The following is a 13,821-nucleotide window of genomic DNA, read 5'->3' as shown; positions in this document are numbered from 1 at the left end:
CCGGAGGCCCCGATGCTGATCCGCCCCTGGGACCGCGGCGACGACGACGAGTGGCGCGCCTGGCTCGCCGAGGGCCGCGACTTCGGCCTGCTCGCCGCCAACGGCGGGCCGGGCCGCGGCCCCGTGCTCGTCCCCACCCACTTCCTGCTGGACGCCGACCGCGGCGAGATCCTGGTCCACCTGGCCGCCCCCAACCCGCTGCTGTCCGCCGTCCGGGCGGACCCGGAGGTCACCCTCGCGGTCACCGACGACTACGCCTACGCCCCCGGCCACTGGCGCGCCGCTCCCGGCACCCCGACCAGCCTCTACGCCTCCGTGCAGTTCCACGCCACCGCCGCGCTCGTCGAGGACGCGGCCGGCAAGGCCGAGATCCTCAACCGCCAGCTGGCCCACTTCCAGCCGGAGAGCCCCGGGTTCCGGGTGGCCCCGGGCGAGGGCGAGCTCGGCCGGCTGCTCCCGGGCCTGACCGGGCTGCGGCTGACGGTCCACGAGGTGCGCGCCAAGTTCAAGTACGACGACAAGAAGCCGGCCGCCGAGCAGTACGCCCTGGCCGAGCGGCTCGCCGAGCGCGCCCGCCCGCTGGACGCCGGCGCCCGCGCCCAGCTGCTGCGCCGCAACGCGCGCCGTACGGCGCGCACCGCACCCCCCGCGCCGGGGAACCGCTCCTCCAGCTGACGCCCCGTCACCCGTTCGGCTCAGCCGCCGCGACGCGCGCCCCCCGGCGCTGATCGAATGTGAGACGAACCCTGCCCGCTCGGCCGTGCGGACGGGACCGTCGACCCCGGGGAGCGCGCGTGTCCAGGACCCACACCCATCCGGCTTCCGGCGAGGCGCATCTCGGGCACGTCGTGTTCATCTCCGCCGCCGCCGCGATGGGCGGCTTCCTGTTCGGCTACGACAGCGCGGTGATCAACGGCGCGGTCACCGGCATCCAGAAGCACTTCCAGGTGGGCCACGGCACGACCGCGTTCGTGGTGGCCGTCGCACTGCTCGGCTCGGCCGCCGGCGCGGTGGCGGCCGGGCGCCTCGCCGACCACCTCGGCCGGGTGCGCACCATGCTGCTGGCCGCGTTCCTCTTCGCGGCCAGCGGCATCGGCTCGATGTTCCCGCCGAACATCGAGGTGCTGGCCACCTGGCGGGTGGTCGGCGGCGTGGCGATCGGCATCGCCTCGGTGATCGCCCCGACCTACATCGCCGAGGTCGCCCCGACCGCCTACCGGGGCCGGCTGGCCTCGTTCCAGCAGATGGCGATCGTGCTCGGCATCACCGTCTCCCAGCTCGCCAACTACGCGCTCAACCAGGCCGCCGGCGGCGAGTCCACCGGCCACCTCGGCGGCATCCAGGCCTGGCAGTGGATGCTCGGGGTGGAGGCGATCCCGGCGCTCGTCTACGGGCTGATGGCGCTGGCGATCCCGGAGTCGCCGCGCTACCTGATCGCCGACCACCGGGAGGAGCAGGCCCGCCGGGTGCTGCTGGAGGTCGAGGGCCAGGACGTCGACCTCGACGCCCGGGTGGCCGAGATCCGCGCGGTGCTGGAGTCCGCCCGCAAGCCGCGGCTCAAGGACCTGCTGGACGGCCGGCTCGGTCTGCTGCCGATCGTCTGGGTCGGCATCGGCGCCTCGGTGTTCCAGCAGTTCGTCGGCATCAACGTGATCTTCTACTACTCCTCCTTCCTGTGGCAGTCGGTCGGCATCAACGAGTCCAACTCGCTGCTGATCAGCCTCTCCACCTCGATCATCAACGTGATCGGCACGGTGGTCGCGATGGCCCTGGTCGACCGGATCGGCCGCAAGCCGCTCGCACTGGCCGGCTCGATCGGCATGGCCGCCGCGCTGGGCACCGCCGCCTGGGCGTTCTCCTACCGGGAGGGCACCGGCGACACCGCGACCCTGGACAACACCCACGCGGTGGTCGCGCTGGTCGCCGCGCACGTCTTCGTGTTCTGCTTCGCCTTCTCCTGGGGCGTGGTGGTCTGGGTGCTGCTCGGCGAGATGTTCCCCAACCGGATCCGCGCGCTCGCCCTGTCCGTCGCCGCCTCCGCCCAGTGGATCGCCAACTGGGCGATCACCGTCAGCTTCCCCGACCTCGCCGACTGGAACCTGTCGGCGACGTACGTCATCTACGCGGTCTTCGCACTGCTCTCCATCCCCTTCGTGGCCTTCTGCATCAAGGAGACCAAGGGCCGGGCCCTGGAGGAGATGGGCTGAGCCCGCCCCGGCCGCGCACCACCGGCCCTCCCCGTACCACCGGCCTCCGCACCACCGGCCCCCCGCACCACCGGCCCCCGACCCGCCGCCGCGCCCGGCGGCCCGTCCCCCGAGAGGAAGCCATGCCTGACCAGGGCGGCTCCCGGCAGAACGTGACCTTCCCGAGCGACGGCCGCGAGGCCCACGGCTACCTGGCCCGCCCGCCGCAGGGCGTCGGTCCCGGCCTGGTGGTGGTCCAGGAGTGGTGGGGCCTCACCCCGTACCTGGCCGGCGTGGCCGACCGGTTCGCCGCCGAGGGCTTCACCGTCCTCGCGCCGGACCTCTTCGGCGGCGCGACCACCCACGACAGCGCCGAGGCGGCCCGGCTCAAGCGCGCGCTGCCGGTCGAGCGGGCGGTGCGTGACCTGCGCGGCGCGGTCGACCTGCTGCTCGGCCTGGAGGGCGTGGTCGGCGACGCCGTCGGCGTGGTCGGCTTCTGCATGGGCGGCGGCTTCGCCCTGCTGCTGGCCGCCGCCGAGGGTGACCGGGTGGCCGCGGCGGTCCCCTTCTACGGCCTGCCGCCCGACCCGGACTTCGAGTACCGGGGCCTGACCGCCCATGTGCTCGGCCACTTCGGCGAGCACGACCGCTCGATCCCGATGGCCGCCGTGGACGAGGCCGCGATCCGGATCGGCGAGGCCACCGACGTCCGTCCGGAGATCCACTTCTACCCGGCCGGTCACGCCTTCATGAACGAGGAGAACCTGCTCGGCAGCTACGACCCGCTGCAGGCGGAGATCGCCTGGCGGCGCACCCTGACCTTCCTCTGGGGCCACCTCGGCTGACGCCCGCGGCCGTGCCCCGGCGGCCCGGAATATCGGATGGACACGGACGGTCCGCCCCGGCATAGTCACGAGGTGCAGAGCCAACCACCCCCTCCGCCCACCACCCGCCTCGCCTGGGCGAGCCGCAACTTCCGGATCCAGACGGCCGCCACCGTGGTCAGCGGCCTCGGCAACGCCGGCGCCCCGATCGCCATCGCCTTCGCCATCCTGGACAGCGGGGGCTCCACCGGCGATGTCGGCTACGTCACCGCCGCGCGGTTGCTGCCGACCGTCCTGCTGCTGGTGGTCGGCGGCGCCCTCGCCGACCGCCTGCCGCGCCACCACGTCATGGTCGCCGCCAACGTGTTCAGCGCCGTCTTCCAGGGTGCCCTCGCCCTCCTGGTACTGACCGGCGACCCCGCCCTCTGGCAGCTGATGCTGCTCTCCGCGGGTGCCGGCGCCGGCTACGCGTTCTACTCCCCCGCCGCCGGCGGCATGATCCTGGAGAGCGTCGCCCCCGAACACGCCGCCCGTGCCTTCTCGGTGTACCGGATGGGCTTCAACGGCTCGCAGATCGGCGGCGCCGCACTCGGCGGCGCGCTGACCGCCGCCGTCGGCGCCGGCTGGGTGCTCGCCCTGGACGCGGTCTGCTTCCTGGCCGCCGCCGCGCTGCGCTTCCTGCTGGAGCCGCAGGCCCCCACCGCCCCGGCCGGGGGCGGCGGCATGCTCCGCGACCTGCGCGAGGGCTGGCAGGAGTTCTCCTCCCGCCGCTGGCTCTGGGTGATCGTCCTGCAGTTCGCCGTGCTGGTCACCTGCGTCGGCGCGGTCGAGGCGGTGTACGGGCCGGCCGTCGCCAAGGAGCGGCTCGGCGGCGCCCGGGACTGGGGCCTGGCGATGGCGGCCTACGGCGTCGGCCTGGTCGTCTCGGGCGTACTGATGGCCCGCTGGCAGCCGCGCCGGATCCTGCTGGTCGGCAACTGGGGCGTCTTCCTGTTCGGCATGCCCGCGGTCGCCCTCGCGGCGTCCGCCCCGCTGCCGGTGCTCTGGGCGGCGATGTTCCTCTCCGGCGTCGGCGTCACCGTCTTCAGCGTCAACTGGATGATCGCGCTGCAGCAGGAGATCCCGCCGGAGGCGTTCTCCCGCGTCACCGCCTACGACGAACTGGGCTCGCTCTCGCTGGCACCGCTCGGCACCGCGCTCGCCGGCCCGGTCGCCGACCGGCTCGGTCTGTCCGGCGCGCTCTGGTCCTGCGCGGCGATCTCGCTGGTGCTCAGCGCCGCCGTGCTGCTGGAACCGGAGGTCCGCCGGCTCTCCCGGCGCCGGCCCGCCCCCGACCCGGAGCCCTCCGCCGACGCGCTCCCCACCCCGACCGTCACCGGCTGACACCGCCCGCACGCACCCCGTGCGCCCCTGTGTGCGCCCTCCGGCGGGAAACCGCCGGAGGGCGCGGCACGTCCGAGCAGGTGACGACGGATGAGACCAGGGGGACACCCGATGCCCAAGCCACTGCTGTTCCTGGACGTGGACGGCGTGCTCAACCCGGTCTGCCCCGGCCCCGAGGCCGACTTCGACGCCCACACCCTGTTCGGCTACACCGTGCTGCTCTCCGCCCGGCACGGCGCCTGGCTGCGCGAGCTCGCCCACACCTACGAACTCGTGTGGGCATCGACGTGGGAGGAGCATGCCAACACCCACATCGCCCCGGCGATCGGCCTGCCCGAGCTGCCCTTCGTCCGCTTCACCGGCTACCTCCCGCAGCCCGGCGACCCGCGCGTGCCGCTGATGGAACTGCTCTCCGCCCGCAAGTGGGCACCCCTGCTGCGGTACGCGGCCGGCCGCCCGTTCGCCTGGGTCGACGACGTCATCCCACCCCGGCTGGTCCGCAACTCGCTCTGGCGCCGCGACCGCGTGCTGCTGACGATCGACCCCGGCCAGGGCCTCGAACGCCACCACGTCGACCGGCTGCTGTCCGGCCCGCCGCGCCCCGGGCCGCCGCCCCGGGTCAGCCGGTGGGCAGCCAGCTGACGTGCCCGGCGAGCAGCGCGTACCCGACGAACGCCACCGTGTCGATCAGCGCGTGCGCCACCACCAGCGGCATCACCCGCCCCCACCGCCGGTAGAGCAGGCAGAACACCGCGCCCATCACCATGTTGCCGACCAGCCCCCCGACCCCCTGGTACAGGTGGTACGAGCCGCGCAGCAGCGAGCTCGCCACCAGCTGCGCCGGCCACGACCAGCCCAGCTGCCCCAGCCGGCGCAGCAGGTAGCCGAGGACGACGACCTCCTCCAGGATCGCGTTCTGCCAGGCCGACAGCAGCAGCACCGGGATCCGCCACCAGACGTCCGGCAACCCGGACGGGGCGACCGTCAGGTTGTAGCCGGCCGCCTGCGAGACCAGGTAGAGCGCCAGCCCCGAGCCGCCGATCGCCGCCGCGACGGCCGCGCCGCGGCCGAGGTCGGACAGCTTCCGCCGGAGGTCGAAGCCGAGCACCCGCAGCGCCGCGCCCTCGCGCACCAGCAGATAGCCGACGAGCGCGACCGGCATCAGCCCGCGCCCGATGTAGTAGAGCTGCCAGACCAGGTCCAGCCAGGGCCGGCCGGGGGCGCGCGAGCCGTTCAGGGTGGCCACCTGCTGGCCCAGCTTCACCGTCTCGGTGAGCGAGCCGGTGAAGCTGATCAGGGCGCTGATGCCGCTCGCCCCGAGCGAGAGGCCGAGGACGATCAGCAGCTCCGCCCCGAGCAGGCGGCGGGTCGGCTTCGCGGTCTCCGGTACGGTCGGGACGGTCGTCACGGGGGTGCTCCAGCACGGGCGGCGGACGGGCGGCGGACGGACGGCGCTCCGGCGCCGGCGGGCGGCCGTCGGCGGACCGGAGCGATCATCCTTCCACAGCGCGCCCGGCGGGCCCGGGGCCCTACCCCACCGGCCAGGTGTGCACCGGCTCGCCGCCGCGCATGTGCTCCATGTACCGCCGGGTCATCGCCGCCAGCGCGGCCGGCCGGTCCATCCCGTACTGCTCGCGCAGCCGGTGGAAGGTCGCGACCTGCCAGGACGCCCCGTTGACCCGGCGCAGGCAGCGCTGCTCGATGATGCCGAGGTAGCGGTCCCGGTCGGCCGGCTCCACGCCCCACGCGTCCAGGCCCTGGTAGGCCATCGGGAGCAGCTCGTTGAGCACCAGGTCGACGGCGGAAACGGTGGTCAGCCCGCCGCCGCGCCCGGCCCGGCCCTGCCGCGGCCACTGGAACACCGCGTCGACGCCGTACCGGGCCGCCTGCTGGAAGTTCTCGTCGGCCCGCTCGAACGGCAGCCTGGTCCAGATCGGCCGGGGCTGCTCGGCCAGCACCCGCACCACGCCGTAGTAGAACGCCGCGTTGGCGAGCGTGTCGGCCACGGTCGGCCCGGCGGGCAGCGACCGGTTCTCCACCCGCAGGTGCGGCACCCCGCCGCTGACGTCGTACACCGGCCGGTTCCAGCGGTAGATGGTGCCGTTGTGCAGCCGCATCTCGGCCAGCCGGGGCACGCCGCCGGAGGCCAGCACCTTGGCCGGGTCCTCGTCGTCGCAGATCGGCAGCAGCGCCGGGAAGTACCGCAGGTTCTCCTCGAACAGGTCGTACGCCGAGTCCACCCAGCGCTCGCCGAACCAGGTGATCGGGCGCACGCCCTGCGCCTTGAGCTCCGCCGAACGGGTGTCACAGGCCTGCTGGAAGAGCACCGGTCGGGTCTCCCGCCACAGCTCCCGCCCGAACAGGAAGGGCGAGTTGGCCCCGAGCGCGAGCTGTGGCCCGCAGATCGCCTGGGCGGCGTTCCACACCGAGGAGAACCGCTGCGGCGTCACCTGGAGGTGCAGCTGGAGCGAGGTCGCGGCGGCCTCGGCCACCATAGTGATCGACTCCAGCTGGAGGTGCTCGACGCCCTCGATGTCCAGCGTGATGTCCTCGCCGCGGGCGGCCAGGATCTGGTCGCTGAGCAGGCTGTAGCGCTGGTTGTGGGACATCGCGTCGAGCCCGGTGTGGTCGAGTTCCAGGGTCGGCAGGATGCCCACCATCACGATCCGCGCACCGGCCTCGGCGGCCCGCCGGTCGGCGTACTTCAGCCCGGTGTCGAGCTCCTCGCGCAGTTCCTCGAAGACGTGCCCGAAGAGCCGGTGCGGCGCGATGTTGACCTCGATGTTGAAGCGGCCGAGCTCGGTCTGGAAGTCGGCGGAGCCGATCGAGGTGAGCACCTGGGCGTTGTTCAGCAACGGCAGGCCCTGCTCGTCGGCGAGGTTGAGCTCGATCTCCACGCCCAGGACGCCCTTCGGGCGGTCGAAGCGGTCCTCGCGCAGCATCCGGCCGAGCGCGTCCAGGCAGGACTGGAGCTTGCGCCGGTACATCTGCCGGTCCGAAAGGTCCGCCCGGGTCGCCACGACCTTCTCGCCCATGGTCTCCTCCTCAAGAGCCGGCCGGCCCCCGACCGTGCAAGCATCATGCCCACCCCGAAGATCGATACCCGAAAGCTTCGATTGGCTTGCATTGCAAGGAAACTGATGCTGTTTCAGCTCATCTGCCGACTTGCCCGGGGCCACCGCCTGTGATAAACAGGTCACCCTGTGCACCTGTTCGAGTAGAATTCGCACTGCGCCACGGCCCGGCCGCCCATCGCCGCGAGATCCGGCGACGACGGCCGCGCCGGCACCGCGATCCTGCCCAACCGGACAAGGCCCAGGTCCCGTCACCGCCGACGCACCAGCCATGCCGGTATGCCGCACTCGCACGCCGATCTCGCACGGAGAGGCGACCTTGCCATGACTCTGCAGACCCCCCAGCCCCCGCCCAGTGCCCTTCGCGCGGTTCTCGCCGCGCTCGACTCGGAGACCGCGCTGCGCCAACCCGCCGCCGCCGCGCTGCGTCATCCGACCGGGCCGCTCCTCCCCGCGCACCCGCTCGCCGTCCACGTCCTGGAGGGGCCGCGGGCCGAACTCGCCGCCGCCCGGCGGACGGGGTGGCGCTTCCTCATCAAGGACGGCACCGAGGTGGCCGCCGCCGCCGAGGTGGTGCAGGGGGCGGAGGGCCACACCTTCTCCCACTTCACCGCCGGTCCGTACCTGGACTCCACGCTCCGGGCGCTGCGCGAGGCCTGGCAGCTCGCCCAGTCCGCGCGGTTCCGCTGCCAGCCGCGGCTGCTGACCTTCCCCGGTCAGTACGCGACGGCCCTGTGGCTGCACAGCCCGGACGGCGCCGCCGGCACCGACCTGCTGATCCCGCTGGCCCCGGCACCGATGGGCGTCACCGCGCACCGCGCCCACCCGGCCGTCGAGCTGCTGCCGCTGCTGGCCCGGACGCCGGTCGCCCGGACCGCGATCGACCCCCGTCCGCTGCTGCTCGGCGCGACGGACTCCGCCCGGCTCGCCTCCGGGGCGCACTGAGGGCCGGCCCGCGGAACCCCCGCCCGCCCCGTCCCGCGACCCGTCGCCCGACCCACCGTCACTCGGACGGGCGATCCGGACGGGTCATCCGGCATGGCCCTTCCGGGCCGTCCGCCGGATGGCCCGTCCGGTGCCGCCGACAGCCCCCGACCACCTGAACGGGTGATCTCTGCCCGGGGGTTGTGGCGCATGTCACGAAATCGCTGCGCGCGCGCCCCCGGATGCCGACACTGGGAACCAGCGTGGAAGGACCTCCTGTCCTACCCACATGAGCGCCGGTCCACACCTGGCCCGGCGCCCGGACAGAATCCGACCACCGCGGCGGCGCCCGCCGGCCACCGGCGACACCTCGTCACGGGGAGGATCGCAGAGCGAAGCGAGGGTACGCGTATGTGCCAGCACCGTCCTGAGTGCCCGTCGGCCGAGTCCGAGGACCGCGAGGCCGCCGTCCCGGTGGCCTGTCACCCGGAGCAGGGGTGGAGCCTGCTGTGCAACGGCGTCCTGCTGTTCGAGGACACCGGTGAGCTGCTGCCCGACGGCCGGGTGATCGCCCCGCGCCGTCAGGCCGCGAGCGCGGTCTGAGCCGCCCGCCGGGACGCCACGGGGAAACGGGCCGGACGGGCAGGGCCCCGGCGGACGGATCCGCCGGGGCCCTGCCGTGTGCCGTGTGTGCGCCCTGCCCGCGGGACGCCGTACGGCCTGCGCGTCAGACGCCGTACTCGTCCAGCGGCGGGCAGGAGCAGACCAGGTTGCGGTCGCCGTACGCGCCGTCGATGCGGCTGACCGGGGGCCAGTACTTGTCCGCCGGGTTCACGCCGGCCGGGAAGACCGCCTCCTGACGGGTGTAGCCGTGCGCCCAGTCGCCGGCCAGCTCGGCGGCGGTGTGCGGGGCGTTGTGCAGCGGGTTGTCCTCGGCCGCCCACTCGCCCGAACCGACCTTGTCGATCTCGGCCCGGATCTCGATCATCGCGTCGCAGAAGCGGTCGATCTCGTAGAGGTCCTCGGACTCGGTCGGCTCGATCATCAGCGTGCCGGCCACCGGGAAGGACATGGTCGGCGCGTGGAAACCGTAGTCGATCAGGCGCTTGGCGATGTCGTCCACCGTCACGCCGGTGTCCTTGGTGAGCGGGCGCAGGTCGATGATGCACTCGTGCGCCACCAGGCCGCCGGGGCCGGTGTAGAGCACCGGGAAGTGCGGCGCCAGCCGCTTGGCGATGTAGTTGGCGTTCAGCACCGCCACCTGGGTGGCGCGCTTGAGGCCCTCGCCACCCATCAGCCGGACGTACGACCAGGAGATCGGCAGGATGCCCGCCGAACCCCACGGGGCGGCCGAGATCGGGCCGACACCGGTGGCCGGACCGGCCTCCGCCTGGAGCGGGTGGTTGGGCAGGTACGGCGCGAGGTGCTCGCGCACCGCCACCGGGCCGACGCCCGGCCCGCCACCGCCGTGCGGGATGCAGAAGGTCTTGTGCAGGTTCAGGTGCGAGACGTCCGCGCCGAACTTGCCCGGCTTGGCCAGGCCGACCAGCGCGTTCAGGTTGGCGCCGTCGACGTACACCTGGCCGCCGGCCTCGTGCACCAGGCCGCAGATCTCGGTGATCTGGGTCTCGTACACGCCGTGGGTGGACGGGTAGGTGACCATCAGCACGGCGAGGCTGTCGCGGTGCTGCTCGATCTTGGCCTTCAGGTCCTCGACGTCGACGTCGCCGTCGACCAGGGTCTTGACCACGACCACGCGCATGCCGGCCATCACCGCGGAGGCGGCGTTGGTGCCGTGCGCGGAGGACGGGATGAGGCAGACGTCGCGCTGGGTGTCGCCGTTGGCGTGGTGGTAGGCGCGCACGGCCAGCAGGCCGGCCAGCTCGCCCTGGGAGCCGGCGTTCGGCTGGATGGAGACGGCGTCGTAGCCGGTCACCTCGACCAGCTGCCGCTCCAGACCGCGGATCAGGGTGAGGAAGCCCTCGGCCTGGTCGACCGGGGCGAAGGGGTGCAGCTGGCCGAACTCCGGCCAGGTCACCGACTCCATCTCGGTGGTCGCGTTGAGCTTCATGGTGCAGGAGCCCAGCGGGATCATGCCGCGGTCCAGCGCGTAGTCCCGGTCCGACAGGCGGCGCAGGTAGCGCAGCATGGCGGTCTCCGAGCGGTGGCTGTGGAAGACCGGGTGGGTGAGGTACTCGTCCTCGCGCAGCAGCGCGGCGGGCAGCGCGTCGGCGCCCTCCGCGACCTCGACGCCCTCGACGCCGAACGCGGCCCAGACGCCCGCCAGGTGCTCACGGGTGGTGGTCTCGTCGGTGGAGACCGAGATCCGGTCCGCGCCGTCCTGGAAGACGTTGATGCCGTTGGCGCGGGCGGCGGCGGCGATCTCCGCGGCGCGGCCGGGGACCACCGCGGTGACGGTGTCGAAGAACTCGCCGTGCAGCAGCTCGACGCCGCCGGCCCGCAGGCCCTCGGCGAGCGCGGCCGCGTAGCGGTGGGTGCGGCGGGCGATGTCGGCCAGGCCGTCCGGGCCGTGGTAGACGGCGTACATCGAGGCCATCACGGCGAGCAGCACCTGGGCGGTGCAGATGTTGCTGGTGGCCTTCTCGCGGCGGATGTGCTGCTCGCGGGTCTGCAGGGCCAGCCGGTAGGCGCGGTTGCCGTCGGCGTCGACCGAGACGCCGACCAGGCGGCCGGGCAGCGAGCGGGCGTACTCGGCGCGCACCGCGAGGTAGCCGGCGTGCGGGCCGCCGAAGCCCATCGGCACGCCGAAGCGCTGGGAGGTGCCGCAGGCGATGTCGGCGCCGAGCTCGGCCGGCGACTTCAGCAGGGTGAGCGCGAGCAGGTCGGCGGCGACGGCGACGATCGCGCCCAGGCCGTGGGCCTGCTCGATCACCGGGGCGAGGTCGCGGACCACACCGGTGGCGCCGGGGTACTGGAGCAGCACGCCGAAGACACCGCGCTCGGCGATCTCGGCCGGGATGCCCTCGGACAGGTCGGCGACGACCACCTCGACGCCGGTCGGCACGGCGCGGGTGTTGATCACCGCGACGGTCTGCGGCAGGGTCTCGGCGTCGACCAGGAAGACGCCGCCCTTGACCTTGGTGACGCGGCGGGCCAGCGCCATCGCCTCGGCGGCCGCGGTGCCCTCGTCCAGCAGGGAGGAGCCGGAGGTGGGCAGACCGGTCAGGTCGGAGACCAGGGTCTGGAAGTTGAGCAGCGCCTCCAGGCGGCCCTGCGAGATCTCCGGCTGGTACGGCGTGTACGCGGTGTACCAGGCCGGGTTCTCCATGACGTTGCGCAGGATCACCGGCGGGGTGAAGGTGCCGTAGTAGCCCAGGCCGATCATCGACGTGAGCACGGTGTTACGGCCGGCCAGGTCGCGCAGCTCGGCGAGGACCTGGGCCTCGCTGCGCCCGGCGGGCAGGTCGAGCGCGGTGATCGAGCGGATGGCCTCGGGGACGGCGGCGGTGGCCAGCTCGTCCAGCGAGGCGTACCCGACCTGGGCCAGCATCTTCTCCTGCGCGGCGGCGTCGGGGCCGATGTGGCGGTTCTCGAAGGGGCTGGCCTGTTCGAGCTCGGTGAGGGTCGCGGGGGTGGTGGGGCGTCCCGAGTTCGGCTGGGCGTTCATGGTGGTCGAGGCCTCCTGGTCACGGACCGGCGGGGGTGCGCACGCCGGGCGCCTCGCCGCTGCGGACAACAGCGGAGCGGACCGGTCGGACGAACCCGACAGGCCTCCCCCTCTGTCATCGGGACCTGAGAGCTTCGCCCGCACGAAGCGCCGTGGGACGCCCCGCCGGCTTGCACCGTCGGTGAGGGTGGGGTCCGCCGGCTCCCTCGCCCGCGATCCTGCCCTGCTTTCCAGAGTGACCTATCCCGCACGGTACGGATGCCTGAGAGATTCCGGGGAGGAGTTGCTCCTTCGGCGCCACGACCAGCGGGTTCCGCTGTCGAGGACTCTCCCGAGCGGGCTCGGCGGTCGCGCCCAGGGTACCAGCGGGAGGCACCGCGATCACGGGTGCGTCAGGTCCTTCGACGACTTCACCGCTGTCAGCGGCCGTGCCCCGGTCGGCGCAGCCCCGGGCCCGTCCGGCCGCATCCCGCTCGCGTGCGCCCGTTTCATGGCTTTTGGTGTGAAGTGGCACTGTCCTGCGGGCGTTTCCGCGAGCCCACCGCACTGGAGGAAAAGAGTGCAGACCGACATCGACCCCCGGGACCTCATCGGCCACAAGGCGGTGGACCGCAACGGGGACAAGATCGGCACCATCGACGAGGTGTACCTGGACGACTCCACCGGCCGCCCCGAGTGGGCCGCCGTCCGGACCGGCATCTTCGGCCGGGACGCCTTCGTCCCGCTGACCACGAGCGAGTTCTCCGGCGACGAGCTGCGGGTGCCGTACGACAAGTCCCTGGTGAAGGAGTCGCCGGACTTCGGCGTGGGCCAGCACCTGTCGCCCGCCCAGGAGCTCCAGCTCTACCGCTACTACGGGCTGGACACCCCGGCGGAGGGGCGGCCGTCGGCGCCGGGCCAGGGCCCCTCGGAGAAGCCGGCCGACCTCGACTTCGGCACCACCGCGGACACCGGGACCACCGTCGCGCCCACGAACCCGCCCGCCCCGAACGCGACGGGAGCCCCGGCCGGGACGGGCGCCCCGAACGCGACGGCCGCCACCAACGGAACGGGAGCGGTCGGCGGCACCGGCGCCTCACGCCCGGCCAAGCAGCTCACCTTCCACCGGGCGGCCGACCTCGACAAGCCGGCCGACGCCGCGCCGGAGACCCGCGCACGGACCTTCGCCGCTCCCCCGGCCGCGCCCACCGCGCCCCACCCCGCCACCGAGCCGCGGCCGCACCCCGCGCGGCGGCCCGAGACCGGCCCGGCCGCCTCCTCCCCCACCGGCCCGGTGGAGATCACCTGCCGCGAGGAGCGCCTGGACGTCACCACCGAGTGGCATGTGATCGGCACCGCGAAGCTGCGCAAGTACGTGACCAGCGAGCAGGTGGAGCGCCGGATCCCGGTGGTCCGCGAACGGGTCCGGGTCGAACGGGTGCCGGTCGGCGAGGCCGAGCGGGCCACGCTCGACGAGAAGGAGATCGCCGAGGCGGTGGAGGAGGTCACCCTGCGCGAGGAGCGTCCGGTGGTCCGCAAGTACCTGGCGCCGGTCGAACGGGTCCGGCTGGTGGTCGAGCGGTACACCACCGAGGAGGTGATCCGCGAGGAGCTGCGGCGCGAGCAGGTCGAGGTCCACGACAACGCCGCGGCCACGGCGGCCTTCCCGAGTTCGCCGCCGCCCGCCGCCCCGGCCCCGGCCCGCCCCGTTCCGGACCGCCCGCTCGTCTGACGGCGGGCTCCCGCCCCCCTTGCCGCAGGACCCCGGCCGCTACCGGCCGGGGTCCTTCCTTTTTACCAAGGCTTAACCAATGAATATTTGA

Annotated in this window: 11 protein-coding genes and 1 riboswitch; of the genes, 8 read left to right on the top strand and 3 right to left on the bottom strand. The window is 73.5% G+C overall.

The features are described 5' to 3' along the window. Positions 1-12 precede the first annotated feature (12 nt). The 5 genes from ACFU9E_RS24975 (at position 13) to ACFU9E_RS24955 (ending at position 5,035) form a co-directional block, all read left to right on the top strand. Positions 13-675 (top strand): FMN-binding negative transcriptional regulator, encoded by a 663-nt coding sequence (locus tag ACFU9E_RS24975; protein ID WP_380687786.1) that lies wholly within the window; start codon positions 13-15, stop codon positions 673-675. A 119-nt stretch (positions 676-794) separates the two neighbouring features. After that, positions 795-2,207: a sugar porter family MFS transporter gene (locus tag ACFU9E_RS24970; protein WP_380687788.1), complete on the top strand. Its 1,413-nt coding sequence runs from the start codon at positions 795-797 to the stop codon at positions 2,205-2,207. Positions 2,208-2,329: 122 nt separating this feature from the next. Then, on the top strand, positions 2,330-3,031 hold the full coding sequence (locus ACFU9E_RS24965; protein WP_380687790.1) for a dienelactone hydrolase family protein: 702 nt from the start codon (positions 2,330-2,332) through the stop codon (positions 3,029-3,031). A gap of 72 nt (positions 3,032-3,103) precedes the next feature. Beyond that, positions 3,104-4,393 (top strand): MFS transporter, encoded by a 1,290-nt coding sequence (locus ACFU9E_RS24960; RefSeq protein ID WP_380687792.1) that lies wholly within the window; start codon positions 3,104-3,106, stop codon positions 4,391-4,393. 111 nt (positions 4,394-4,504) lie between these two features. Then, a complete protein-coding gene (locus ACFU9E_RS24955) occupies positions 4,505-5,035 on the top strand; it encodes an HAD domain-containing protein (protein ID WP_380688835.1) in 531 nt (176 codons plus the stop codon). Here ACFU9E_RS24955 and ACFU9E_RS24950 read toward each other — a convergent pair. Both ACFU9E_RS24950 and ACFU9E_RS24945 read right to left on the bottom strand, forming a co-directional pair. Then, positions 5,013-5,801, bottom strand: a complete 789-nt coding sequence (locus tag ACFU9E_RS24950) for a CPBP family intramembrane glutamic endopeptidase (RefSeq protein WP_355368994.1) — start codon at positions 5,799-5,801, stop codon at positions 5,013-5,015. The two genes, ACFU9E_RS24955 and ACFU9E_RS24950, sit on opposite strands and share 23 nt — an antisense overlap. Before the next feature lie 121 nt (positions 5,802-5,922). Beyond that, a complete protein-coding gene (locus ACFU9E_RS24945; protein WP_380688837.1) occupies positions 5,923-7,428 on the bottom strand; it encodes a glutamate--cysteine ligase in 1,506 nt (501 codons plus the stop codon). A 363-nt stretch (positions 7,429-7,791) separates the two neighbouring features. On the opposite strand from ACFU9E_RS24945, the gene ACFU9E_RS24940 reads away from it, so the two are divergent. Both ACFU9E_RS24940 and ACFU9E_RS24935 read left to right on the top strand, forming a co-directional pair. After that, positions 7,792-8,412, top strand: coding sequence for a hypothetical protein (locus ACFU9E_RS24940; protein WP_380688839.1), 621 nt, complete (start codon positions 7,792-7,794; stop codon positions 8,410-8,412). A gap of 390 nt (positions 8,413-8,802) precedes the next feature. After that, positions 8,803-8,994 (top strand): DUF5999 family protein, encoded by a 192-nt coding sequence (locus ACFU9E_RS24935; RefSeq protein ID WP_380688841.1) that lies wholly within the window; start codon positions 8,803-8,805, stop codon positions 8,992-8,994. A gap of 124 nt (positions 8,995-9,118) precedes the next feature. Here ACFU9E_RS24935 and gcvP read toward each other — a convergent pair whose 3' ends face one another. After that, positions 9,119-12,019, bottom strand: a complete 2,901-nt coding sequence (gene gcvP, locus ACFU9E_RS24930; protein ID WP_380687760.1) for an aminomethyl-transferring glycine dehydrogenase — start codon at positions 12,017-12,019, stop codon at positions 9,119-9,121. 240 nt (positions 12,020-12,259) lie between these two features. Further along, positions 12,260-12,363, bottom strand: a riboswitch (glycine riboswitch). Between the two features lie 215 nt (positions 12,364-12,578). Between gcvP and ACFU9E_RS24925 the strand changes: the two genes are divergently transcribed. Then, complete coding sequence (locus tag ACFU9E_RS24925; protein ID WP_380687762.1) at positions 12,579-13,730, top strand: DUF2382 domain-containing protein; 1,152 nt, start codon at positions 12,579-12,581, stop codon at positions 13,728-13,730. Positions 13,731-13,821 lie beyond the last annotated feature (91 nt).

The organism is Kitasatospora sp. NPDC057595 (assembly GCF_042800875.1).
Taxonomy (GTDB): domain Bacteria; phylum Actinomycetota; class Actinomycetes; order Streptomycetales; family Streptomycetaceae; genus Kitasatospora.
This window is presented reverse-complemented; position numbering and strand designations above follow the sequence as displayed.

Bases quoted from the DNA above. Each gene is read 5' to 3' on its own strand.
- ACFU9E_RS24975 (WP_380687786.1), top strand. From the start codon at position 13: ATGCTGATCCGCCCCTGGGACCGCGGCGACGACGACGAGTGGCGCGCC.
- ACFU9E_RS24940 (WP_380688839.1), top strand. From the start codon at position 7,792: ATGACTCTGCAGACCCCCCAGCCCCCGCCCAGTGCCCTTCGCGCGGTT.
- ACFU9E_RS24965 (WP_380687790.1), top strand. From the start codon at position 2,330: ATGCCTGACCAGGGCGGCTCCCGGCAGAACGTGACCTTCCCGAGCGAC.
- gcvP (WP_380687760.1), bottom strand. From the start codon at position 12,019: ATGAACGCCCAGCCGAACTCGGGACGCCCCACCACCCCCGCGACCCTC.
- ACFU9E_RS24955 (WP_380688835.1), top strand. From the start codon at position 4,505: ATGCCCAAGCCACTGCTGTTCCTGGACGTGGACGGCGTGCTCAACCCG.
- ACFU9E_RS24945 (WP_380688837.1), bottom strand. From the start codon at position 7,428: ATGGGCGAGAAGGTCGTGGCGACCCGGGCGGACCTTTCGGACCGGCAG.
- ACFU9E_RS24935 (WP_380688841.1), top strand. From the start codon at position 8,803: ATGTGCCAGCACCGTCCTGAGTGCCCGTCGGCCGAGTCCGAGGACCGC.